Source organism: Polaromonas sp. JS666 (assembly GCF_000013865.1).
GTDB lineage: Bacteria > Pseudomonadota > Gammaproteobacteria > Burkholderiales > Burkholderiaceae_C > Polaromonas.
The window spans coordinates 2953219-2977098 of record NC_007948.1 but is presented as its reverse complement, the minus strand read 5'-3'; the positions used below and the strand labels follow the sequence as shown (position 1 = coordinate 2977098).

Sequence of the window (23880 nt, the reverse complement as noted above, 5' to 3'; positions counted from 1 at the left end):
CTTCGGCTCAGACAATCGCGAGCCCTCATCCGCTTGCCTCTGCGCTCCTCGGCCCAGCCAGAACGGGGCAGTCCGAATAGCAAATACCGAACCCCAAGACAAAAAAGACAAGGACAAACAAGGACACGCCATGGCGTGTCCTTGTTTCTTCAGGTATTCGGTATTGGTATCCGCGCCCCACCCGTCCTGGCTGGGCCGAGCAGCGCAGATGGAGGCGGGATCAGGGCCGCAGCTGTTTGAGCCGCAGGCGAGTTCTGCGGACCCCCGCCGGAGTCGAGCAGCACAGGTTGCCCGAAGCGCAGCGCAGGGACCCAGACTGCGGGTCGCCTTTCTTTTCCTTAGGTTTCTTTGGCGAAGCAAAGAAAAGTAAGTCGCCCGCCGGGGCGAGTCCCGGCCAGCAGCATTCACAAGAACCCCGGTATAAGCACCCATGAGCCATCGCTGGCCGGGCAACCCCCGGCCAGCAGTCCTCAGCAAAGACCGCCCGGCTTGAAGGCAGAAAGAGGCCTTCACGCAAGAATCTCCTTCTTGCGTCCAAACCTGCGCCCCATCCGATCAAACGCCAGGTAAATCACCGGCGTGGTGAACAGCGTCAGCATCTGGCTCACGATCAGGCCGCCGAAGATCGCGAGGCCCAGCGGCCGCCGCAGCTCGGCGCCTTCGCCCCAGCCCAGCATCAGCGGCAGGGCCGCAAAGAGCGCCGCCAGCGTCGTCATGAGGATGGGGCGAAAGCGCAGCAGGGCCGCCTGGTGGATCGCCTCCTGCGCTGACTTGCCTTCGTTGCGCTCGGCGTCAATCGCAAAGTCGATCATCATGATGGCGTTCTTTTTCACAATGCCGATTAGCAAAATGATGCCGATGATGCCAATCACCCCCAGGTCGGAGCCGCTGATCATCAGCGCCAGCAATGCGCCGACGCCGGCGGAGGGCAGGGTGGACAGAATGGTCAGCGGGTGGATGTAGCTTTCATAGAGCACGCCCAGCACGATGTAGACGCAGACGATCGCCGCCAGGATCAGCCAGAGTTGGTTGGCCAGGGACGATTGGTAGGCGCCGGCCGCGCCCAGGAAGGTCATGCTCACGCTGGCCGGCATGGCGATGTCTTTGGCTGCCTGTTTGATCTCGCTCACGGCCTTGCCCAGCGAAACACCCGGGGCCGTGTCAAAGCCCAGCGTGGTGGCGGGGTACTGGGCCACGTGGGTAATTTGCAGGGGGGCGGGCCGCTCTGCAATGGTGGCAATCGCCGAGAGCGGGGTGGTGATGCCTGAGCCTGTTTTCAGTTGCAGGTTGCCGAGCGCGGCCGGTGTCGTCAGCTGATCGGGCATGGCTTCGAGGATCACGCGGTACTGGTTGGTCTCGGTAAAAATCGTGGAGACTATGCGCTGGCCAAAGGCGCTGTACAGCGCGTCGTCGATGGAGGATGTCGTGATGGACAGCCGTGACGCCGTGTCGCGGTCTACCGTGATGTAGGCCGCTGCACCGCTGGAGCCGGCATCGGACGCCACATTGCGCACGCTGCCAAGCGTCTGCATGCGCTGCGCGAGTTTGGTGGCCCATTGCACGACCGTGGCGTCGTCGGCACCTTCGATGGACACGCGGAACTGGGTCGGGCCGGTTTCGGCATCAATGGTCAGGTCCTGCGTGGGTTGCAGGTAGAGCGTCACGCCCGCGATCTTGCCTACGCGCTCCTTCAGGCGATCCATGGTGGCCTGCTGGCTGCCGCTGCGTTCGCGCTTGAGGTTGATCAGCATGCGGCCGGTGTGCAGCATGGTGTTGTTGGCGGCATCCACGCCGATGAAGGAACTCAGCGTGTCGACATCGGGATCTTCCAGAATGGCCCTGGCCGTCGCTTGCTGCAAATCGGCCATGCGGGCATACGAGACGGACTGCGCGGTTTCGATGCGTGCCTGCAGCTGGCCGGTGTCCTGCGTGGGAAAGAGGCCTTTGGGAATCACGATATAGAGCAGCACCGTCAGCAGCAGCGTGGCCAGCGCCACGAGCAAGGTGGCGCCCTGGCGCTGGAGTACCCAGCTCAGCCAGCGGTCATAACGCGCAATCACGCGGTCCGTCAGGGCCTGCAGCCGCGCGCCTGTCTTGCTGCCTTCGCCCGCAGGCAGGTGCCTGAGCCAGCGTGCCGACATCATGGGAACCAGCGTGAGGGAGACCACCGCCGAGATCAGGATCGTGATGGCCAGCGTGACCGCGAACTCGCGGAACAGCCGCCCCACCACGTCGCCCATGAAGAGCAGCGGAATCAGCACGGCAATCAGCGAGACGGTGAGCGAAATGATGGTGAAACCGATCTGCCTGGCGCCCTTGAACGCGGCGGCCAGGGGCTCTTCACCTTGCTCGATGTAGCGTGAGATGTTTTCAATCATCACGATGGCGTCGTCCACCACAAAACCGGTGGCAATCGTCAGCGCCATCAGGCTGAGGTTGTTCAGGCTGTAACCCAGCAGGTACATGGCGCCGCAGGTGCCGATCAGCGAGATCGGCACGGCCAGGCTGGCAATCACGGTGGCGCGCACGCTGTGCAAAAAGACAAAGATCACCAGCACCACCAGCAGCACGGCCAGCAGCAGTTCAATCTCCACATGCAGCACCGAGGCGCGTATGCCGGTGGTGCGGTCACTCAGCACATCGACCTTCATCGACGCCGGCAAGCCGGCCTGCAACTCGGGCAGGCGCGCCTTGATGGCATCAACCGTGGCGATGACATTGGCGCCGGGCTGGCGCTGCACGTTCAGGATGATGGCTGGTGTTAACTGCCGACGGGCCGCCCCCAGGCAGTTGTCCCCTTCGGGGGGAGGACGCGAAGCGGTCAGGGGGGGGCAATCTCCACCGCTCCAGGCGCCAAGCTTGATGTTCTCGGCGCTGTCAACCACCTGGGCCACTTCAGAAAGGCGAACGGCCGCGCCGTTGCGCCAGGCAACGATCAGGTTCTTGTAGTCGGCCGCCGCCAGCAGCTGGTCGTTGGAGTTGATGGAATAGGCGCGGGTCGGACCGTCGATGCTGCCCTTGGCGCCGTTGGCATTGGCGGCGCTGATGTCGGTGCGCAGCGAGTCAAGCGCCAGCCCGTAAGAGGCCAGCGCCCGGGTGTCCGCCTGGATGCGCACGGCGGGGCGCTGCCCGCCGCTGAGCGTCACCAGGCCGACGCCGCTGACCTGGCTGATTTTCAGGGCCAGGCGTGTATTGACAATGTTCTGCACCTCCGTGAGCGGCATGGTGTCGGAGGTGATGGCCAGCGTGAGCACCGGCGCATCCGCCGGGTTGACCTTGGCATACACCGGTGGGGCGGGCAGGTCGGCTGGCAGCAGCGAGCCCCCGGCGTTGATGGCGGCCTGCACCTCCTGCTCGGCCACATCGAGCGTGAGGCCCAGGCCAAACTGCAGCGTGACGATGGACACGCCGGCGGCGCTGGTCGAGCTCATGCGCTGCAGCCCGGCCATCTGGCCGAACTGGCGCTCCAGCGGCGCCGTCACGGTTTGCGCCATGACTTCGGGGCTGGCGCCGGGGTAGAGCGTTTGTACCTGGATCGTCGGGTAATCGACCTGCGGCAAGGCTGACAGCGGCAGGAACTTGAAGCCAACCAGGCCCGCCAGCACGATGGCCACCATCAGCAGCGAGGTGGCTACCGGCCGGAGGATGAAGGGGCTTGACGGGCTCATGCTGTCCTGACTCTCGCTCTTGCCGGAGTTGCCGGAGTTACTCCCTCCGCTGCCGGGGCAGGGCGTGAGTGGGGGCCAGCAGCGCTACCACAGCCAGCAACTCCCGCCTCGACCTTCCCCGGGCAGGGAAAGGAGCAATACACGCCTGTCATGAGCCCTCAGCTTGCGAAGCGCGGCGCCGCCGCCGTGGGCTGGATGCATCGGCCGCGGGGGCATCGGCTGCCGCCGGGCTGGAGGCCCCAGCTGCCGGCGCGGAAGCAGGCCCGCCGGGCCGCTGGCGCTTGCCGGTAGATCCGGCGCCGCCGCCGCCGGGCTGGTCACCGGGCAAGATCACCTTGGCGCCGTCCTTCAGGCGGTCGGCGCCTTCCGTGATGACGCGCTCGCCGGGCTGCAGGCCGGATGCGATCACTATCTTGTCGACCGTGGCCTGGCCGCGCTGCACGGGCCGCAGGCTCACGGTGCGCTCGGCGGTATTGACCACATACACATAGTCGCCGGTGCTGCCGTGGCGCAGTGCCGTCACCGGCACCACCACAGCGTTGTCAATGGTCCTGACCAGCAGCTGCACATTGACAAACTGGCTGGGGAAGAGCGCCAGCTTGCTGTTGGCAAAGCGCGCCTTGGCCTTGACCGTGCCGGTCTGCGTGTCGACCTGGTTGTCCAGCGAGGCAAACATACCGGTGTCCAGCGTGGTGGAGCGCGTCCGGTCGAACGCGGTGACCTTCATGGCCGCACTGCCGCTGGCGCTTTGCTGCAGCTCGCCGACCTGGTCCTGCGGAATGGAAAACACCACGTCAATCGGGCTGACCTGGGTGATCAGCGCGATGCCATTGGCGTCGCTGCTGCTCACCACATTGCCGACGTCCACCGTGCGCAGGCCCACCCGGCCACTGATTGGCGCTACCACCCGGGTGTAGCCCAGGTTAAGGCGGGCCGTGCCCTCGGAGGCCTTGTCAATGACGACCGTGCCTTCCAGCTGCTTGACCAGCGCGGCCTGGGTGTCGACTTCCTGGCGGGCAATCGAGTCCTGCTCCAGCAGGGTCTTGAAGCGCTGCAGGGTGACGCGGGCGCTGTCGAGCTGCGCTTCGTCACGCTGGCGCTGGCCGGAAGCCTGCATCAGCGCCATTTCAAATTGGCGCGGGTCAATGGTGGCCAGCAGATCGCCGGCCTTGACCATCTGGCCTTCCTTGAACAGTACTTTTTCCATGACACCGGACACCTGGGGGCGCACCTTGACGGTAGCCTGCGGGGTGACGGTACCCAGCGCCTCCAGAATCACTGGAATGCTGGCCCGCTCGGCAGTGGCCACACCCACGGTGGTGGCTGGCGGGCCACGCCGTCCGGCAGGGGCTCCTGGTCCACCAGGTCCTGCCGCTGTACTGCCGGCTTCCGGCGAAGGATGTGTCAGGTGCCAGGCCAGCCAGCCGGTACCGGCCAGTGCCAGGATGGCGATCACGGCGCCGATGATGGATGCACGGCGGCTCAATCGTTTACCGGGTGGTGGATTGGCGCCGGTGTGCGGCGTTGCGGCTCTCGGGTCCATCAGCTGTCCTTGTTGCCCGCCACGACGACGGGATTGCCGCGGCACTTATTGTTTATGGTGTTTGATGGGGGTATCGGCGTCATGCCAGGCTTGGGTTGCATGCTCACAAATTAATTATCACTGCTAGCCTGCGCGGGCAGGTATACCGATCGAAAGCTCCGCGTAAACGTCCGGTAAAGAAACGCGTGGTTCGCGGATGACCTGCCGCTCCCGGAGTCACGCCGGCGAATGAATAGGCGAGCGCTATTATTTTGATAGTTAATTTCCCGGGTTTTAATGAGGTCGACGGGCTACTTGCTTTGAAAGTGGCTAGGGGTCTGACCCATCGCGGATTTGAACATCGCTGAAAACGCACTGTCACTTGCATAGCCACTGGCAGCGGCTACCAGGCTCACCGGTGTGCCGCGCGCCAGCAAGGGCAGGGCGTGCGCCAGGACGGCCTGCTGGCGCCACTGCTGGTAGCTCATGCCCAGTTCGTCGCGAAAGAGGCGCGCCACCGTGCGCTCGCTGGCGCCAATTTCGGCGGCCCATTCCGCCAGCGTCGCGCGTTCCGAGGGGGCACCCAAAACGGCCGTGCACAGCGCGCGCAGCCGCTTGTCACCGGTTTGCGGATGCGGCAGCGGCACGCCCAGCGCCTGGGTGTCGGCATGGGTGATCTCGTCAAGCACCAGGGCGCTGAGCAACTGTTCGCGCGCCGCGGTCAGGGGCGGGCCGGAGGATGTGTCCAGCGCATGAATCGACTCCCGCAGCAAGGGCGACACCACCATGACGCGGCAACCTTCCCAGCCTCCGGGCGTGACGCTCGCATCGATGTAGAGCGTGCGCAGCTCGGCGGCTTCCAGCACCGTGACGTGATGCCGCGCACCGGGGGCAATCCAGACCGCGCGCGACGGCGGCACGATGTAGGTGATCTCGCCGCCGGCGTTGCCACCTTGCTCGGCCGTGACCTGCACGACACCGGTGGCGCAATAGGCCAGTTGTGCCCAGGCATGGGAGTGCGGCTGAAAGTGCGTGTCGACCGGCATGGCGCGGGCACGCACGCGCACGGGGCGCTGCCGGCTGGGCGTGAAGTTATCGGTGTCGTCCACCGGCATGAACTGAAGGCGGGTGTTACGGGCCACGGTGCTGCGGCGTCCTTGAGGGGAGGGTTGTTGATGGTTTGTCTGAAATTCGCTGAATCATGGCTTTTTGTCGCGTTTCAGCAAGCGAGCCCAATACTACGATGGCGCCATGAATACTTCAAGCACTGCGAACGTGGCTGGTGCTGCAGCCACTGCCACTACTCCGGCCACCGCTGTTTCGCTGCGGCAGGACGCCAGCATCATTGGCCTGGTCGGCACCGCCCACCTGATCAGCCACTTCAGCCAGCTGTTGCTGGCGCCCCTGTTTCCCTGGCTCAAGGAGGAATTCAGCGTCAGCTACGCGGAACTGGGTTTTTTGATGACGATCTTTTTCGTCGTCTCGTGCGCGGTGCAGGCTCTGTCGGGCTTTGCGGTGGACCGTTTTGGCCCGCGCCCCGTTCTGTTTGGCGGGCTAAGCCTGCTCGGCATCGCCGCCCTGGGCTATTCCATCAGCACCAGCTACTGGATGCTGGCCGGATTTGCCGTGATCGCCGGTGTGGGCAACGGCGTGTTTCATCCGGTGGACTACACGCTGATCAACCGCAAGGTGAGCCCATCGCGCTTGGGCCACGCCTACAGTGTGCACGGCATCACCGGCAGCCTGGGCTGGGCGCTGGCGCCGGCGCTGGTGGTCACGCTGACCTTTGCCTGGTCATGGCGCGTGGCGCTGGTCGCCGCGGGTTTGCTGGTCTTTGCGGTGATGGGGGCGCTGCTGCTGAATCGCGACAAGTTGACACTCGATGTGACGCCGCCTGGCAAGGGTGGTGCAGGCCCCGACAACTCCTTGAGCTTTCTCAGGATTCCCGCGGTGTGGATGTGCTTTGCGTTCTTCTTCTGGTACGCCATTGTGCTGAGCGTGGTGCAGGCCTTCGCACCCGAAGCTGCCCGCTATCTGCACGGCGTTCCCCTGGCGCTGGTGGCAATGTGCCTGACGATCTACATGGTGTGCAGCGCGGGCGGCATGGTGCTGGGCGGCTTTCTGGCCGCGGAACCCGCCCGTTGCGAGCGCATTGTCGGCATTGGCTTCGGGGCGGCGGCCGTCGTTGCACTGCTGCTGGCCCTGGGCAGTTTTGCCGCGTGGATGGTGCCCGTGCTGTTCGGCGCCATGGGTTTTGCATCGGGCATTGCGGCGCCTTCGCGGGATTTGCTGGTCAAGCGCTCCACGCCAGACAATGCCTCCGGCCGCGTCTACGGCGTGGTGTATGCGGGGCTCGACATTGGCCAGGCCGTCGCACCGTTGATCTTTGGCGTGATGATGGACCACGGCCAGTACCGCGGCGTGCTGCTGGGTTTGGCGCTGGTGCAGGCGGTGCTGATTGCCAACGCGTTCAATGTGCGCAAGGTGCGGCGAACTGCGCTGGCTAACGCCTGAGGATCCCCGGCGTTAACGCGGGAAATGTATCAGCGCTGGCGATGCATTTCTGCGAGTGCGAATAAATCCTTCCTGGACTGCGCTGGAAGAATCGCGCGACACTGGCTCCAGTGAGGTTTGAGCGCTGCCCGAACCCAGATTCTATGTTCCGAGAACCCCAATCCCGCAGGCTCCAGGGCGCTCTGTCCAGCAGCGCGGCGCTTGTGCTGTTCACTGCCTTAGGTGCATCGGCTGTATAGTTTTGACTGTCTTGTCTGGCCCTTGTCAGCGCTACCGGATAGCGCAGGTGGGATTCGCTTAGTTGAACTTTGCGACTGACTTTGATGGTGTGGAGCGTCTGGTACCCCTGTTGCTGTACTTGGGAGTTGAGACCCACCCGCTTATTGTCTTCAAGTACCGCACCAGCCGGCAGCTTGAGGGCAAGGTGTTCTACGTCGCGCCCGACCGCACCGTCGATCGTGCCACCAACCAGGCCTACTACGTGGCGCTGGTCGAAGCAGACGCCGCGTCGCTGGCGCAAGCTGGCGAGGTCAAATTGCAGGCCGGCATGCCAGCCGAGGTCTTCATCAAGGGCGAGGAACGCACGCCGTTGCAGTACCTGGTCGAGCCGGTGACGCAGGTACTGAGGCGCGCCGGGCGGGAGCGCTGAGTTGCGCGTGTGGGTGCAGGTACTGGCGGTGTCGCTGACCCCACCTATTCATGGCACCGGGCACTGATCGCCAGCGCGGCGCGGGTTATTACTAGCACCCAACGATGGTGGTGCGGTATCCTTTGCACCCATGTACATGCCATTTTTCGGCCTGACACAGGCGCCGTTTTCGCTCGCTCCGGACCCGCGTCTGCTGTTTATGAGCGACCGGCATCGCGAAGCGCTGGCGCACCTGCTGTACGGGCTGGGTGGCGGAGGTGGCTTTGTGCTGCTGACCGGCGAGATCGGCACTGGCAAGACCACGGTGTGCCGCTGCTTTCTGGAGCAGATTCCGGCCCACTGCAACGTCGCCTACATCTTCAATCCCAAGCTCACGGTAACCGAGCTGCTGCAGTCGATCTGCGACGAGTTCCATGTCACGGTGCCGCAAAAAGAGCTGCTGCCGCTCACGGTCAAGGATTACCTCGATCCGCTCAACACCTTCCTGCTGCAGGCCCATGCCGCCGGGCAGAACAACGTGCTGATCATTGACGAGGCGCAGAACCTGTCTGCCGAGGTGCTGGAGCAGCTGCGCCTGCTCACCAACCTGGAAACCAGCGAGCGCAAGCTGCTGCAGATCGTCCTGATCGGCCAGCCCGAGCTGCGCACCATGCTGCAGCGGCCCGAACTGGAGCAACTGGCTCAGCGCGTGATCGCACGCTTTCACCTCGACGCACTCACCGAGGCCGAGACGGCGCAGTACATCCTGCATCGCCTTGAAGTGTCCGGCCTGAATCGCGCGCTGCCGTTCGATCGCAAGGCCCTCAAACGCATCCACCAGCGCGCGCGCGGCGTGCCCCGCCGCATCAACCTGTTGTGCGACCGTGCTTTGCTGGGAGCCTTTGCGGGCGGCCAGGCCACGGTCAACCGCGGCATCGTCAACAAGGCGGCGGACGAGGTGTTTGACCCGCCGGTGCGCGCATCATCTTTAACATGGCGCTGGCAGCGCAGCCTTGCCCTGGTGGGCTTGAGTGTCGCCGCCGGCGCCGGGCTGCTCGCCACGGCCCGCCTTGCGACGCAGACGCCGCAAGCGCCGCATGCACCCGAGATCGCAGCAGTTGCCACGCCAACTGACGCAGCCGCACCCGCAGCGGTTGCGGCCTCCGGACCGGTGATGGCCGCTGCGGCAGCCGACGCAACCCTCGCCCCGCCCACGCCACCCGCGCCGCCCGCGCAGCCCCCCATCTTGCTGCGCGACGAAGGCCAGGCCTGGCGCGAACTGGCGCAGGCCTGGAAACTGACCCCCGGGGAGGGCGACCCCTGCCAGGCGCTGCAGCGCGAGCAGGTGCGGTGCTTCAGCAGCAACACCAGCCTGGCCCTGATCCGCCAGCTGGGCCGCCCCGGCATCGTCAAGCTCGACAGCCAAAGCGGCTCGCCTTCTTATGCCTTGCTCACCGCCCTGACAGACGACAGCGCCACCTTGCGCGCCGGGGGCATCGAGCAGACCGTCACACTGGCCGCGCTGGCCGCGCGCTGGCAAGGCGACTTTTCCACGCTCTGGCGTTCACCCGCCGGTTATGGAGGCCGCCCCCTTGATAGCCAGAGCGGCCCGGTGGTCGAATGGGTTGCGGCCCGGTTGACCGCAGTGGATGGCACGGCGCAGGCGGGCCGGCCCGTGCTGGATGCCTCGCTCAGAGCCCGCCTGCGCACTTTTCAATTGGCCCAGGGCCTGCCCACCGACGGCCGACTCGGGCCGTTAACTTTTATGCAGCTCAATCGCACGGCCGGCGTGGACGAGCCGCGCCTTCGAACCGGGCCCTGACCCCATGTCTTACATTCTCGACGCACTTCGGAAGGCCGACGCCCAGCGCGAACGCGACCCGGCACGGGGCATTCATGCCCAGCCCGTGCAGGTGTCGCCGCTTGAGCCACCTGAAGGTCATCAGACCCGGTTTTGGCTGGGAGGGGTGGTGGTCATTGGCGCCGGCCTGCTGGCCGTGGCGGCATGGCAGCTGGCCGGGCCCGCCGCGCCACCGGTCGCTGTATCGGTCGCGCCACCGGTGGTTCATCTGCCAGCCGCAGGGGCCGGAATGTCCCCAGCGCCTGCCGTGATCAGGCCTCCGCCGGTGCCCACGGCAGCGCCGGCCCTGCCTGCGACCGAGGTGCTGCCCGCAGCACCACCGCCCGCCGCGCCTGTGGCCCTGCCCGCGGCTCCTTTGCGTGAAGCGCGAAAGCCGGCTCCGGCGCTGGCGGCTTCCTCACCGGCGCCCGCAGCGGCAGCCCCTGATCGCTTGCTGTCCGTCAATGAATTGCCGGCCGATGTACAGCGTGACTTGCCCAAGCTGGCCATCAGCGGCGGCGTCTATTCCGACAACCCCGCGCAGCGCATGATGATCGTCAACGGCCAGGTGGTGGGCGAAGGCGCAGAGCTGGCCCCGGGCGTGGTGCTGGAGCAGATCCGTGCCAGGACCGCAGTGCTGCGGTACCGCGGCTATCGCTACGCGGTGGCGTACTGAAAGAGGAATAAGGCGATCAGCCAGCCATCGACCACAACGTCGCCGCGCCCACCAGCAGGGAGAGCGTGGGAATGATGGCCAGCAAGTAGCGCAGGGCGCGTGATGGCGGCTGACCGCTGGCCAGCAGCAGGCCCAGGCTGGCCAGCGCCGTCGGCTCCGGCGCCATGCCGAACACCTCCGCTTGGCTCAACGGGTGGCCAGCGAGCAGCCCGGCCAGCGGGTAGAGCACCACGCCGGTCACGGCCAGCAGCCAGCCGAGGTTTCGCGTCACAACACCAGGGCTCGGTGGGTGCGCGTCGCGGGACAAGATGCACAGGCCAACCAGCAGCACGGCCTGGATGCCGAAGGCCGCGGCGAAGTAGGGCGCCGCCCAGTTGATCGTGGCGTAGTGCTGCCAGTGAAAGGTCCAGCCCACCCAGAGCCAGACTGCGGCGAGCAGGGCAGCGAGCACGCGGCCGGCGCCGGCGCGCCGGGTCCCGGCCAGCCAAAGCGAGGCGAGACCGGTAGCGAGTGCGACCAGCTGCGCTGGCCAGACATCGCGGTTGTAGAGCTCGACCAGGCGCCAATACGTCCCGGGTGAAAACATCAGGAAGTCCGAGAGACGGTAGGTCCACCACTCGGACATGGCTCACAGCCCCAGGGTGTGGGTGACCATGCGCCTGCGAAACGCCTCGTCAGGCATCCGGCCGAAGGCTGCACCCATGTTTTCGCGCACGTGGGCCACGTTGCTGGTGGCCGGAATCGCGCAGGTCACCGCGGGGTGAGAGACGATGAACTTCAGCGCGAACTGGGCCCAGTTCGCGCAGTCGATCTCGCTGGCCCAGGCCGGTAGCGGATGGCGTTGCAGCTGATGCAGCAGGGCGCCCTGGCGAAACGGCCGGTTCGCCAGCACGGCGATGCCACGCTCACGCGCCAGCGGCAACAGCCGCTCTTCAGCCTCGCGGTCGAGCAGGTTGTAGCTGAGTTGGACGAAGTCGATGCGGTGGCCGCGCATGATCTGTTCGATCTCGCGGTGGCGGCGGCCCTCCGAGGTGGTGATTCCCACGTAACGCAGCTTGCCTGCCGTTTTCATGGCCTGCAGCAGCGGCAGCTGCTCCTGCCAGGCCACCAGGTTGTGGACCTGCAGCAGGTCGAAGCGCGGCAGCCGCCAGTGCCGGCGCGACATCTCGATTTGTGCCGCGCCGGCCGAGGAAGTCCAGACCTTGTCGGCGGCAAAGACGCGCTGCTGCGCCGAGAGTTTTTGCAAGCCGTCACCGATCACGCCCTGCGAGGAGCCGTACATCGGCGAGGAATCGATCAGGCGGCCGCCGGCATCAAAGAAGTGGCGCATGACCTCGGCGCATTGCGCGCGTGCCGGGTGGTCGTTGCCGACGTTAAAGGTGATCCAGCTGCCCAGCCCGACCACCGGAATCTGTTCGCCGGACGAGGGAATGGGCCTGGACATCGGCAGTGACGGCGCAGCATTTTGCGCGTAGGCGCCCACCACGCCTAGCGCGCTTGACGCGGGAAGCAGGTGCAGCAGCAGGGTGCGGCGTCTCATTTTTCCAGACCGGTGTGGTGTTGCATGCTTGCAGGTACCCATAAACCGATGGATTTTTGTTCAGGGCAAGGCGACAACCGCAGCCATAGCCCAGCTATGGCGAGGATTTGCAACGCGGCCATGGGCAAAAAGACGCGGTTTTATATGCCTGATAACGTGCAACACCACACTAACACAGGGACAAGGCGCACGGCAATACGGTGCTGGTTTCGCGCCGCTCCACCATCGCGGCGCTAACCGGCATTTCACCCGGCACGGCGGAGATGGTGGTGCTCACGTCCCAGGGCGGCGGGCGCTTCACGGTCACCGGACGGCTGACCGCTTATTGACGCTGACAAGCCCTGACGCGTGAATCTATAGGGGTACTACCACTGCGTCAAACGTAGCGCCATAATGAAGTCTGAGCAGCGCCGGCCACCCGCGCCGGAACCGCAACGCACCCAAGGAGACGTCCATGAGTAATTCGAACCCGCCCAAAGATGGTGATTTCGCGCACTGGATCGACGAGAAATCACAGGCGCTGAAATTCGAACTCGGCGAGAAATTCCCGGTGCCGCCCACCGAGCTGCATTCACCTTCGGTACACGTGGAGACTGGCGAGCAAAAGCTTGAAGAGGTGCTGCTGGAGCATGAAGAGCCGACCCAGGAGTTTCTTGAAGAACTGGCGGCGCTTGAGGATGCACCGCCGCTGAGTGACGAGGAACTGGCCAGGCAGGCGCTGGAGGCCGGTGGTACAGACAGCGACAACAGCACGCCCGAGTAGCGCCATTTCCCCCGGTCGATACGGCAGCAGCGCGACCCCCTATCCGAACTGATCCGATTGGGCGGCCCGGGCAAGCACAGCCCCCTTGGAGCATCCTTCGACGGGCTCAGGACGAACGGGAGCCTGAAAGCACGGCGGCATTTTTCCGCAGGGCCGCCCCAAGGAAAAAGCGGCCCCCGAGGGGCTGGAGCCTGCGGCTCCAAACCTGCTTGAGCAGGTTTGGACAGGCGACAGAGGCGAAGCGTCTCGCGAGACGCGGCCTGCAAGGCCTCGCGCAGTACACGAAGTGACAAGCGTGGGGGCAACACTCCAGCGCACAATACGCCCCATGACTACACAACTTGCGGGCCACCTTCTCGTTGACTGCCTGATTGCCCAGGGCGTTACCCATGCGTTTGGCGTTCCCGGTGAAAGCTACCTCGCCGTCCTTGATGGCTTGCATGCACGCCAGGGCCAGATTGAATTCATCACCTGCCGCCAGGAAGGCGGTGCTGCCTTCATGGCCGAGGCGCACGGCAAGCTCACCGGCCGGCCGGGCGTTTGCATGGTGACGCGCGGACCGGGTGCTACCAACGCTTCCATCGGTGTCCACACCGCGTTTCAGGACTCGACGCCCATGGTGCTGCTGGTGGGCGATGTGGCCAGCGACTGCCGCGACCGGGAAGCTTTTCAGGAGGTGGATTACGCCAGCTTTTTCGGGCCGAGCACCAAGGGCTTTGCCAAACGCGTGGAGCGCATCGACGATGCGGACCGCATTCCGGAGTATGTGGCGCGCGCCTTTGCGACGGCCGTGAACGGCCGGCCCGGCCCGGTCGTGCTGGTATTGCCTGAAGACATGCTGACGCAGATGACCGGCGCCCAGCCCTTGCCCCGCGTGGAGGCGGTCCAGGCCTGGAGCGACCCCGGTTCCGTGCGTACGCTGCGCGAGATGCTGCTCCAATCGCAGCGGCCGTTTGTCATTGCCGGAGGCGGCGGCTGGACGCCGCAGTCGGCGCAGGCACTGCAGCGCTTTGCCGAAAACTGGAAGCTGCCGGTGGGCAACGCCTTTCGTTTCCAGGACACGTTTGACAACCACCACCCGCAATATGCCGGTGACGTGGGCATCGGCCTGAACCCCAAACTGGCAGCGCGTATCAAGGCCAGCGACCTCATCATCGCCATCGGCCCGCGCCTGGGGGAAATGACGACCGGCAATTACACCTTGCTGGAGGCACCTCGGCCCCGGCAGAAGCTGGTGCACATCCACTCCAGCGCCGAAGAACTCAACCGCGTCTACCAGGCCGACCTGGCCATCAACGCCACCATGAATGCCGCTGCGCGCTCGCTGGAGGTGCTAACGGCACCAGCCGAGTTGCCCTGGGAGGCCTGGACCGCATCGGCCAACAACGATTACCTGGCCAACCTGCAAACCCAGGAAGGGCAAAAGCTGCCCGGCGATATCGACATGGCGGCCATCGTCGGCCTGTTGCAAAAGCATTTGCCGCAAGATGCGGTACTGACCAATGGCGCGGGCAACTTTGCCAGCTGGGTGCACCGGTTTTTCAAACACCACGGGCTGGTCAAAGGGAACAAGACGCAACTGGCGCCCACTGTGGGCGCCATGGGCTATGGCGTGCCGGCCGGCATCGCGGCCAATATCGTCTCGGGCCGAACGGCCTTCACCATTGCCGGGGACGGTGACTTCCTGATGAATGGCCAGGAGCTGGCGACAGCCGTTCAGCACGGCGCCAAAAGCATCATCGTGCTGCTCAACAACGGCATGTACGGCACCATTCGCATGCACCAGGAAAAGACGTATCCGCAGCACGTGAGCGGCTCGCGCCTGAACAACCCGGACTTTGCCGCCCTGGCACGCGCCTACGGTTATGCGGGTGTTCGCATCACGCGGACCGCCGAATTTGAAGCCGAACTGCTGGCCGCGCTGGCGCGCAAGGAAGGCACGGTGATCGAGGTGACACTGGATCCTGAGGTCATCACCACGCGGGGCACGCTGTCATCGATTACCCAGGCTGCATTGACTCAGTCGCTGCAAAAATCATAGCTATATGTTGAATGCCTAATCGAGGGCGGATTCAAGCTGAAAAGGCTTGAGGAAATGAAAAAGGCCGGGATAGCCCGGCCTTTTGTCTGGCACGCCAGCTCCAGCGTGGCGCTGGTGTAAGCCTTAGAGGCAGTACTGTTCAGTTAAGTTATTCACCCTGAATCGGAATAACCAAAACCTTGACTTGTCATTGCGGGCCTGACCCGCAATCCATGGATCCGGGTCAAGTCCGGGATGACAAACCAGGGGCAAGGGCTTAACTGAACCGTATTGGCCTTGGAGGGCTTATTCCTTGATGTCGACGCCGTAGAAGTTGTGTCGGCCGAATGGGCTGTTCTTGAAGTCGATCACGCTCTTGCGTACCGGCTTGAGCTGCACCGCATGGGCAATCGTGAACCAGGGCGCCTGCTCCTTGAAGATCACCTGGGCCTGCTGGTACAGCTTGGTGCGCTCGGCCGGGTTGGTGACGGTCTTGGCTTTCAGGACCAGATCTTCATAAGGCTGGTAGCAGAACTTGGCGATGTTGGAACCACTGGCGGACTGGGCTGAAGCGCAACCAAGCAGGGTGTACATGAAGTTGTCCGGATCGCCGTTGTCGCCGGTCCAGCCCAGCATGCCCATCTGGTGCTCGCCGGCCTGCAGGCGCTTGCGGTACTCGCCCCACTCAAAGCTCTTGATCTCGGCCGTGACGCCCACCTTGACCAGGTCCGCCTGCATCAGCTCGGCAATGCGTTTGGCGTTGGGGTTGTAGGGGCGCTGCACCGGCATGGCCCACAAATCGGTGGTGAAGCCGTTCGGGTAGCCTGCTTCTGCCAGGAGTTTTTTGGCGGCTTCAGGGTTGTAGGCGTCGTCCTTGATGCTGTCGTTGTAGGCAGCCATCGACGGTGGAATCGGGTTTTTCGCGGGAATGCCGGTGCCGAGGTACACGCCGTCAACAATGGCTTTCTTGTTGATGGACATGTTGATGGCCTTGCGCACGCGCACGTCATCAAACGGCTTTTTCGTGGTGTTGTAAGCCAGATACCCTACGTTCAAACCGGGTTGCTCGATGACCTGGATATTCGGGTCCTTGCGGATGGCTTCGAGGTCAGCCGGAGCCGGGTAGGGCATCACATGGCACTCGCCTTTTTGCAGCTTCGCCCATCGCACCGAGGCGTCCGGCGTGATCGCGTAGACGAGGTCGTCGATCTTGGCTTTGCCCGCAAAATGCTGAGGGAAGGCCTTGTAACGGATGATCGCGTCTTTCTGGTATTGCACCAGGTAGAAGGGGCCGGTTCCAACAGGATCCTGGTCAATTTTTTCGGGGGTGCCGGCCTTGAGCATGGCGTCGGCATATTCCTTGGACTGCACCGCTGCATAAGGCATGGCCAGGTTGGACAGGAACGGTGCTTCAGGTTTGTCGAGCGTGATCTTGACGGTGTAGTCGTTGACTTTTTGCACCGATTTCAGCAGCTTGGGCATGCCCATGTCGCTGAAGTAGGAGTGGTTGGGACTGGTGACCTTGAAGAATGGGTTGTCTTCTTTCCACTGACGCTCGAACATGAACAGTACGTCGTCGGCATTGAAGTCGCGGGTGGGCTTGAAGCTCTTGCTGGTGTTATGCCATTTCACGCCTTTGCGCAGATGGAAGGTGTATTCCTTGCCATCGGCAGAGATATCCCATTTCTCGGCCAGTCCCGGCATTACCTTGGTGCCGCCACGCTCAAACTCCACGATACGGTTGTAGATGGGTTCGTTGGCATCAAACGAGGTACCCGTGGTGTTGATACCGGGGTAGAAGTTTTCAGGACTGCCTTCAGAGCAGAACACCAGCGTCTTGGCGGACGCCGGCGTGAGCGCCAGCAATGCTGGCAGGGCGATCGCGCACAGCAATGCGCGCTGGACCGGGCGTAGCCGGCTTGCACTTGGTTTGGTCTGAATCATTTGACGGACTCCCTTTGGGGGTTAATGCTGCGATGCAGCGGGCTGGCGGCCAGTTTGCGCGAATTGTGTTCTGCGCTCCCCGGTCTTTGAAAAACGTGGCATGGGTCAGCACGTGGTTTGTACTGCACCATATCACGCGGTGATGAAATCTTCAGCATAGTGGCAGGCTACCTGACGACCCGCCACTTCACGCAGCACCGGCCTTTCGGCACGGCAGCGGTCGGTCACGTGCGGGCAGCGGGTGGAAAAGACGCAGCCCGTGGGCGGATTGAGCGGCGAGGGCAATTCGCCCTTGAGCACGATGCGCTGCCTGACGCCAGTGCTGCCAGCCAGGCCTGGTGTGGATGCCAGCAAGGCCTGGGTGTAAGGGTGCAGCGGCTGCGCGAACAGAGCGTTTTTTTCACCTTGCTCGACCGCATGGCCAAGATACATCACCAGCACATCGTGGGCAATGTGGCGGACCACGCCCAGGTCATGCGAGATGAACAGGTAGGCCAGTCCCATCGACTGCTGCAGATCGGCCAGCAGGTTCAGCACCTGGGCCTGAATTGACACGTCCAGCGCCGACACCGGTTCGTCGGCCACCACCAGGGTGGGGTTGAGCATCAGCGCACGTGCGATGGCGATGCGCTGGCGCTGCCCCCCCGAAAACATGTGGGGATAGCGGTCGTAGTGCTCGGGGCGCAGGCCCACCATGGCGAGCATGGCGCGCGCGCGGGTGGCACGGTCAGCGGGAGACAGGTCGGTATTGATCTCGAGCGGCGCCTCCAGAATGGCGCCGACCTTTTTGCGAGGATTAAGCGAACCGTAGGGGTTCTGGAACACCAGCTGCACAGCCTTGCGCAGGTTCTGGCGTTCTTCGTGGGGCGCGGTGACCGCGTCTACGCCCTTGATGCGCAACTGGCCGCTGGTAGGGGTTTCAATCAGCGAAACCATGCGCGCCAGCGTGGACTTGCCGCAGCCCGACTCACCCACGACGGCCAGCGTCTTGCCGGCATGGACAACGAAGGAGACGCCGCCCACGGCCTGCAGGTGATCGGGGGGGCGCATGAAGCCGCGCCGAATTTCATAAACGCGTTTGAGATCCCGGGCCTCCACCACGGGTTGCGCAGCCAGCGCTGACAGCGCAGAAGCGTCTTGTGGCGCGTTCATGGCGCTTCCTCCGCGGCCAGTACCGGGGTGTCGCGCAGTATGGCTGCTTCACGGTCGGGGTCGCCCAGCGGATAGTGGCAGCGCACCTTGCCGTCTTTCCAGGCGCGTAGCAACGGGCGCTCATTGCGCGAATGCTCGGTGGCATAGGCGCAGCGCGGCGCAAACAGGCAGCCGGTGGGCCGGTCGTACAGGCCGGGCACCATGCCGGGGATGGTCGCCAGGCGGGTGCTGCCATCGCTGCGCTCCGGCAGGGCTGACAGCAGCGCTTCGGTATAGGGGTGCTGGGGAGTGTTGAAAAGCGCGTGGGAACTTTGCTCTTCCATGATCTGGCCGGCATACATGACGGCCACGCGTTGCGCCATTTCAGACACCACGCCCATGTTGTGGGTGATGAGCACCAGGGCCATGCCGCGCTCCTTTTGCAGGCTGCGCAGCAGGTCCAGGATTTGCGCCTGGATGGTTACATCGAGGGCTGTGGTGGGTTCGTCGGCGATCAGCAGCCGCGGGTTGCAGGCGATGGCCATGGCGATCATCACGCGCTGGTTCATGCCGCCCGACAGCTGGTGCGGATAGGCTTTCAGGCGGCTTTCGGGCGAATTGATGCCAACCTGCTCGAGCAGTTCTATGGCCTTGCGCGTGGCGGCCTTGCGGTCCATGCCTAAATGCAGGCGCAGGGTTTCGGTGATTTGAAAGCCGATGGTGAAGCAGGGGTTCAGGCTGGTTGTGGGCTCCTGAAAAATCATGGCCACGTCTTTTCCGGTGAGCTTGCTGCGCTCGCTGGCCGACAGGGCCAGCAGGTCATGGCCGGCAAAGCGGAGTTTGTCGGCGCGCACCCGTCCCGGATAGGCCACGAGCCCCATCAGCGCCATCATCGTGACGCTTTTACCGGAGCCGGATTCACCGACGATACCCAGCACTTCGCCCTCTTCGAGCGACAGGCTGACGCCGTCAACGGCATACATGATCCCGTTTTGCGAGGGAAACTCGACGGACAGGTTTTCTATTTCAAGCAGGGCCATATTTAGTAACTCCCCCTTCTCGGCTCACTTCGTGTAGCCGGATCCCCCCTCCGGGGGCAACAGCTGCGGCCCGGCGAAGCCGGTTCCGCGCTGTTACTTGCGAAGAGGCTCATGAAGGGTGGGTGGATCCTGTTCATCGTTTAAGTTTTGGATCGAACGCATCGCGCAGTCCGTCTCCGAGCAGGTTGAAGGCCAGCACAGTGATCAAAATCGCGAGGCCGGGGAAAGTTACCACCCACCAGGCACGCAGTACGAATTCGCGGGCGTCAGCCAGCATGGTGCCCCATTCCGGGGAGGGCGGCTGGGCGCCAAGACCCAGAAAGCCCAGCGCCGCAGCGTCCAGGATGGCGGTGGACACCCCCAGCGAGGCCTGCACGATCAGCGGCGCAGTGCAGTTGGGCAGGATTTCGCTGACCATCAGCCGGATGCGGCTTGCGCCGCTCATGCGTGCCGCGGTCACATAGTCGCGGGAGGCCTCGGAAATCACCGCAGCGCGGGTAATGCGCACGTAATGCGGCAGCACCACGATGGCGACGGCCAGCATCGCATTCATCAGGCCGGGGCCCAGGATGGCCACGATGACGATGGCCAGCAGCAGGCTGGGCAGGGTCAGGATGATGTCCATCAGGCGCATGACCGCGATCTCGAAGACGCCGCGGAAAAAACCCGACAGCAGGCCCAGCACGGTCCCGACCACGACCGACAGCGTAACCACGGCCAGCCCGATCACCAGGGACAGGCGGGCGCCGTGCATCAGGCGCGACAGGATGTCGCGGCCGATCGCATCGGTGCCCAGGGGATAGGTCCACGATCCGCCCGTCTGCCAGGCCGGGGGTTTGAGAAACACCGCATTGTTGGTGATGTTGGGTGGATGGGGGGCCAGCCAAGGCGCAAAAAGCGCGACCAGCAGCACCCCGACCACAATGATCAGGCCCATGAGTGCACCACGATTGGCGCTGAAGTAGTTCCAGAATTCGCGCAACGGATGCGGCGGTGCCGGTGGTGTACCGGGCACCACGGTGGCTTTTTTCAAGGTGGCCGTGCTCATCGCTGGTACCTGATGCGTGGGTTGATGATGCCGTAGGTGATGTCCACCAGCAGATTGACGGCCATCACGATCACGCCCAGCAGCAGGATGCCGCCCTGCAGGACCGGGTAGTCGCGGCGGCTGATGGCTTCGATCAGCCATTTGCCGACGCCAGGCCAGGAAAAGATGGTCTCGGTGAGGATGGCCCCCGTGAACAGGACGCCGACCTGCAGGCCAATCACGGTTACCACCGGGATCAAGGCATTGCGCAGGGCATGGAGGGCGACGACGCGCAGGTTGGAAAGCCCCTTGGCGCGCGCGGTGCGGATGTAGTCTTCACCCAGCACTTCCAGCATGGCCGAGCGCGTCATGCGGGCAATCACCGCCAGCGGGTTGGTCCCCAGCACAATCATCGGCAAAATCAGATGCGATGCAGCCGACCAGAATGCGCCTTTGTCCTCTGACAGCAGCGAGTCGATGAGCAGGAAGCCGGTCGTGGGTTCAATGAAGTACTGCACCGCCATGCGGCCCGAGACAGGGGTCCAGCCGAGCTGTACCGAGAAAAGCAGGATCAGCAGCAGGCCCCACCAGAAAATCGGCATGGAGTAACCGGTCAGCGAGACGCCCATGACCCCGTGGTCCAGTATCGAGTTGCGCTTGACCGCAGCCAGAATGCCGGCGGGAATGCCAATCACCAGGGCGAACACGATGGCGCAGAGGGCCAGTTCGATGGTGGCGGGGAAGAGCGTGAGGAATTCACGCAGCACGGGTTCCTGCGTGATGAGGGATTTGCCGAGATCGCCATTGAGCACGCGGCCGATGTAGATGCCGTACTGCACCAGAACCGGCCGGTCCAGGCCGTATTCTTTGAGCAGCTGCGCATGCCGCACCGGATCGATGCCACGCTCGCCGGCGAGGGTTTCAATGGGGTCGCCCGGCACCAGGCGAATCAGAAAAAAGGCCAGCAGCGTCATGCCCAGAAACGTGGGAATGATCAGGCTGAGTCGGGTAAAAATAAAGCGAAGCATTATTTCGGGTGACCCAGACAGGCATTCACGCGGGCAGCGGAAAATTCGTCACAGAAGTGGCAGGTCGGGGCAATGAAAATCTTCGTTGCGCTGGTTTTTATTGGGTGCATGAGCATGAAATTCTGGTTTGTACCGTCGCGCGCCGATGGCGTCGCGAGCAATTTTTATCTTATCAACAAACCCGTTTATTCCTGGCAGACGTGTCGGCAATCTGCTACCGAGTAACCCGTATTGCTTCGTGAAGCTTTTGGTGATCGCGAGGCCACGGGGTTACGCAGGAAGCGTGCCACAGGAAGCCAGTGAACAGCACCGGATCCGTCGACTCGTTTCGTGGCGCCGCTTCCGACAGGCAATGCGTCGGAGCATAAAAAAAGGCCGGTGGAAACCGGCCTTTGGGGAGTCGGCAAAAGCCGATTACTTGACGTGCTTGCCAATCAGGCCGGCCATTTCGAACATCGACACTTGCGGTTTGCCGAAAACGGCTTTGAGCTTTTCGTCGGCGTTGATCATGCGCTTGTTGACCTTGTCCTGCAGGCCCTTGGATTTGATGTAAACCCACAGCTTGCTGACAATTTCCGTGCGTGGCAAAGGCTTGTCGCCCACCACGGCAGCCAGGGCGGGGCTCAAGGTCAGCGCTTTCATGAACGCTGCATTGGGCGTACGCTTTTTGGCGGGCGCTTTTTTCGCTGCTGGCTTTTTGGCCGCAACTTTCTTGGCAGGCGCTGCTTTCTTCGCAGCTACCTTTTTGGCGGGCGCTGCTTTTTTGGCGGCGACCTTCTTGGCAGGAGCTGCTTTCTTCGCAGCTACTTTCTTTGCCGGAGCAGCCTTTTTTGCAGGCGCTTTTTTAGCCGGTGCTTTTTTCGCAGTTGCCATGATTGATTTTCCTTCTAGAAGTTGATAAATCACCACAGGGATAACTACTTCCTTGCGGCAATGCGGATGCTACTGGAGAAAAACGCAGTTTCATAGCGAAAAAGCACTTTATTTGCGCCCGCCTGTTGCAGATTTACCTCTGAAAATCAAAAAAACGCCTGTGAGAATCACGCCGCAAGCGATCCACTCGCCACGGGTGACATGCTCGCCGGCAAAAAACGCACCCAGAAAAATCGCGATCAGCGGGTTCACGAAGGCATAGCTGGTGGCCACAGCAGGGGAGGAATTGGCCAGCAAGTACATGTAGGCGCTGAACGCAATCAGCGAGCCGAACACCACGAGGTACAGCCAGGCCACCAGGGCTGCGGGCTGGAAAGGCCAGTTGCTGGCGACCTCGTGCTGCTCACCCAGTGCAAGAGAGATCGCCATTAACACCGCGCCGCCACACAACATTTCACTCGCGAAACCCGCGGGGCCGCTGGCCAGGGGCAGTCGTTCGGTGGACAACACGGAGCCCAGCGACCACAGCAGGGTTGCACCGGCGATGCAGGCCAGGCCCACGGGCGCCGCGGAAAAGCTGGCGCCTCTCACCAGCAGCAGCACGCCAGCCAGCCCCACGGCCATGCCGGCCAGTTCCAGCCGGCTGGGGCGTTGGCCCAACAACAGACCCCATGCGCAAACCATCAGGGGAACCACCGCAATGAAGGTGGCGATCAGGCCGGAGCCAATGTGAACTTCTGCACTGGCGGTGAGCCCCATGCCGCCGCCCAGCATCAAGGTGCCGATCACGAGCGCATTGCGCCATTCGCGCAGGGTAGGGAGCTGTTGCTTGCGAATGATCACCCAGGCCATGACCAGCATGCCCGCCACCAGGAAGCGGGTGCCCATCTGGAAAAAAGGCGGGAAGCTCACCAGTGCGAAACGGATCGCCAGGTAGGTGGAACCCCACACCACATAGCAGGCGATCAGGGCGGGGACCAGCAGCGGTGCAGCCCGGGCGGTCGGGGAAGGGAGGGAGATTGCGGAGCTCATCCACGCCATCGTAAATTGCCAATAACGGCCAAGCCATGCAGAATTAAAGGTGAAGAACGGAGATCGCTTTTAATTTAACGCTTGAAAAGCATGATGACAGAAACTGACGAATACGATCACTACGACAGCCGCATCCTGACCGAACTGCAGCGGGACGCCCGCATCACCATGGCGGAGCTGGGACGACGCGTCCATTTGAGTCAGCCCGCGGTGACTGAGCGCGTCCGCAAACTGGAGCTGGGCGGTGTGATCAGGGGCTACCGCGCCGAGGTCGACCTGGCGCGGTTGGGCTATGGGATTCGCGCCATCATGCGCGTGGCACGGGCCGAGTACGCCCGGGTGGTCAAGCTGATTGAGCAGACGCCGGAGGTGATCAACGCCTACAACGTCACCGGAGAAGACAGCTGGGTGCTGGAAATTGCGGTCATTGACGTTTCGCATCTGGATGCAGTCGTGACCAAATTCTGCATCCTGACCGAGACTTCTACCGCGATTGTGCTCAACGCCCCTCGTGAGAACGCCATTGTGCTGCCTGCCCGCAGGGAAAACATCAAACCCGCGATCAACAAGGTCACGGGGAAATGACAGGGCCAACGTGATGTGGCGGTGCAGGTTCAGGGCATCTGGGTCTACC

19 protein-coding genes are annotated in these 23880 nt (G+C 63.4%); 7 read left to right on the top strand and 12 right to left on the bottom strand.

The features are described 5' to 3' along the window. Positions 1-509 precede the first annotated feature (509 nt). The 3 genes from BPRO_RS14065 to BPRO_RS14055 form a co-directional block, all read right to left on the bottom strand. The gene (locus BPRO_RS14065) at positions 510-3668 is read right to left on the bottom strand and encodes an efflux RND transporter permease subunit (protein ID WP_011483740.1); all 3159 of its coding nucleotides are present in this window, start codon (positions 3666-3668) and stop codon (positions 510-512) included. 148 nt (positions 3669-3816) lie between these two features. Next, complete coding sequence (locus tag BPRO_RS14060) at positions 3817-5211, bottom strand: efflux RND transporter periplasmic adaptor subunit (RefSeq protein ID WP_011483739.1); 1395 nt, start codon at positions 5209-5211, stop codon at positions 3817-3819. A 290-nt stretch (positions 5212-5501) separates the two neighbouring features. Beyond that, a complete protein-coding gene (locus BPRO_RS14055; protein WP_041388830.1) occupies positions 5502-6332 on the bottom strand; it encodes an AraC family transcriptional regulator in 831 nt (276 codons plus the stop codon). A 109-nt stretch (positions 6333-6441) separates the two neighbouring features. Between BPRO_RS14055 and BPRO_RS14050 the strand changes: the two genes are divergently transcribed. The 4 genes from BPRO_RS14050 (at position 6442) to BPRO_RS14035 (ending at position 10848) form a co-directional block, all read left to right on the top strand. Next, the gene (locus BPRO_RS14050) at positions 6442-7704 is read left to right on the top strand and encodes an MFS transporter (protein WP_011483737.1); all 1263 of its coding nucleotides are present in this window, start codon (positions 6442-6444) and stop codon (positions 7702-7704) included. Between the two features lie 301 nt (positions 7705-8005). Beyond that, positions 8006-8353, top strand: a complete 348-nt coding sequence (locus BPRO_RS14045; protein WP_041388829.1) for a hypothetical protein — start codon at positions 8006-8008, stop codon at positions 8351-8353. A gap of 130 nt (positions 8354-8483) precedes the next feature. Then, positions 8484-10154: an ExeA family protein gene (locus BPRO_RS14040; protein WP_011483736.1), complete on the top strand. Its 1671-nt coding sequence runs from the start codon at positions 8484-8486 to the stop codon at positions 10152-10154. 4 nt (positions 10155-10158) lie between these two features. Beyond that, complete coding sequence (locus BPRO_RS14035; protein ID WP_011483735.1) at positions 10159-10848, top strand: general secretion pathway protein GspB; 690 nt, start codon at positions 10159-10161, stop codon at positions 10846-10848. A gap of 16 nt (positions 10849-10864) precedes the next feature. On the opposite strand, the gene BPRO_RS14030 is transcribed toward BPRO_RS14035, so the two are convergent. Both BPRO_RS14030 and BPRO_RS14025 read right to left on the bottom strand, forming a co-directional pair. Next, complete coding sequence (locus BPRO_RS14030; RefSeq protein ID WP_011483734.1) at positions 10865-11473, bottom strand: DUF6064 family protein; 609 nt, start codon at positions 11471-11473, stop codon at positions 10865-10867. Positions 11474-11476: 3 nt separating this feature from the next. Further along, positions 11477-12388 carry an aldo/keto reductase gene (locus tag BPRO_RS14025; protein WP_041388828.1) on the bottom strand — a complete coding sequence of 304 codons (912 nt, stop codon included), beginning with the start codon at positions 12386-12388 and terminating at the stop codon, positions 11477-11479. Positions 12389-12842: 454 nt separating this feature from the next. Here BPRO_RS14025 and BPRO_RS14020 point away from each other — a divergent pair, with 454 nt between their 5' ends. Further along, on the top strand, positions 12843-13151 hold the full coding sequence (locus BPRO_RS14020) for a hypothetical protein (RefSeq protein WP_011483732.1): 309 nt from the start codon (positions 12843-12845) through the stop codon (positions 13149-13151). Between the two features lie 328 nt (positions 13152-13479). Continuing rightward, positions 13480-15192, top strand: a complete 1713-nt coding sequence (locus BPRO_RS14015) for a thiamine pyrophosphate-binding protein (protein WP_011483731.1) — start codon at positions 13480-13482, stop codon at positions 15190-15192. 285 nt (positions 15193-15477) lie between these two features. On the opposite strand, the gene BPRO_RS14010 is transcribed toward BPRO_RS14015, so the two are convergent. The 7 genes from BPRO_RS14010 to yedA all read right to left on the bottom strand — a co-directional run bounded on the left by BPRO_RS14010 (position 15478) and on the right by yedA (position 23255). Then, complete coding sequence (locus BPRO_RS14010) at positions 15478-17115, bottom strand: ABC transporter substrate-binding protein (protein ID WP_011483730.1); 1638 nt, start codon at positions 17113-17115, stop codon at positions 15478-15480. Between the two features lie 132 nt (positions 17116-17247). Then, positions 17248-18267, bottom strand: a complete 1020-nt coding sequence (locus BPRO_RS14005) for a peptide ABC transporter ATP-binding protein (RefSeq protein WP_011483729.1) — start codon at positions 18265-18267, stop codon at positions 17248-17250. Next, the gene (locus BPRO_RS14000; protein WP_011483728.1) at positions 18264-19286 is read right to left on the bottom strand and encodes an ABC transporter ATP-binding protein; all 1023 of its coding nucleotides are present in this window, start codon (positions 19284-19286) and stop codon (positions 18264-18266) included. The genes BPRO_RS14005 and BPRO_RS14000 overlap by 4 nt, the downstream gene beginning before the upstream one ends. Before the next feature lie 133 nt (positions 19287-19419). Continuing rightward, positions 19420-20334 carry an ABC transporter permease subunit gene (locus BPRO_RS13995; RefSeq protein WP_011483727.1) on the bottom strand — a complete coding sequence of 305 codons (915 nt, stop codon included), beginning with the start codon at positions 20332-20334 and terminating at the stop codon, positions 19420-19422. Then, positions 20331-21341 (bottom strand): ABC transporter permease subunit, encoded by a 1011-nt coding sequence (locus tag BPRO_RS13990; RefSeq protein ID WP_011483726.1) that lies wholly within the window; start codon positions 21339-21341, stop codon positions 20331-20333. The genes BPRO_RS13995 and BPRO_RS13990 overlap by 4 nt, the downstream gene beginning before the upstream one ends. Before the next feature lie 414 nt (positions 21342-21755). Continuing rightward, positions 21756-22214 carry an SWIB/MDM2 domain-containing protein gene (locus tag BPRO_RS13985; protein WP_011483725.1) on the bottom strand — a complete coding sequence of 153 codons (459 nt, stop codon included), beginning with the start codon at positions 22212-22214 and terminating at the stop codon, positions 21756-21758. Positions 22215-22322: 108 nt separating this feature from the next. Continuing rightward, positions 22323-23255 (bottom strand): drug/metabolite exporter YedA, encoded by a 933-nt coding sequence (gene yedA, locus BPRO_RS13980; RefSeq protein ID WP_011483724.1) that lies wholly within the window; start codon positions 23253-23255, stop codon positions 22323-22325. 81 nt (positions 23256-23336) lie between these two features. On the opposite strand from yedA, the gene BPRO_RS13975 reads away from it, so the two are divergent. Then, positions 23337-23831 carry an Lrp/AsnC family transcriptional regulator gene (locus BPRO_RS13975; RefSeq protein WP_011483723.1) on the top strand — a complete coding sequence of 165 codons (495 nt, stop codon included), beginning with the start codon at positions 23337-23339 and terminating at the stop codon, positions 23829-23831. Positions 23832-23880 lie beyond the last annotated feature (49 nt).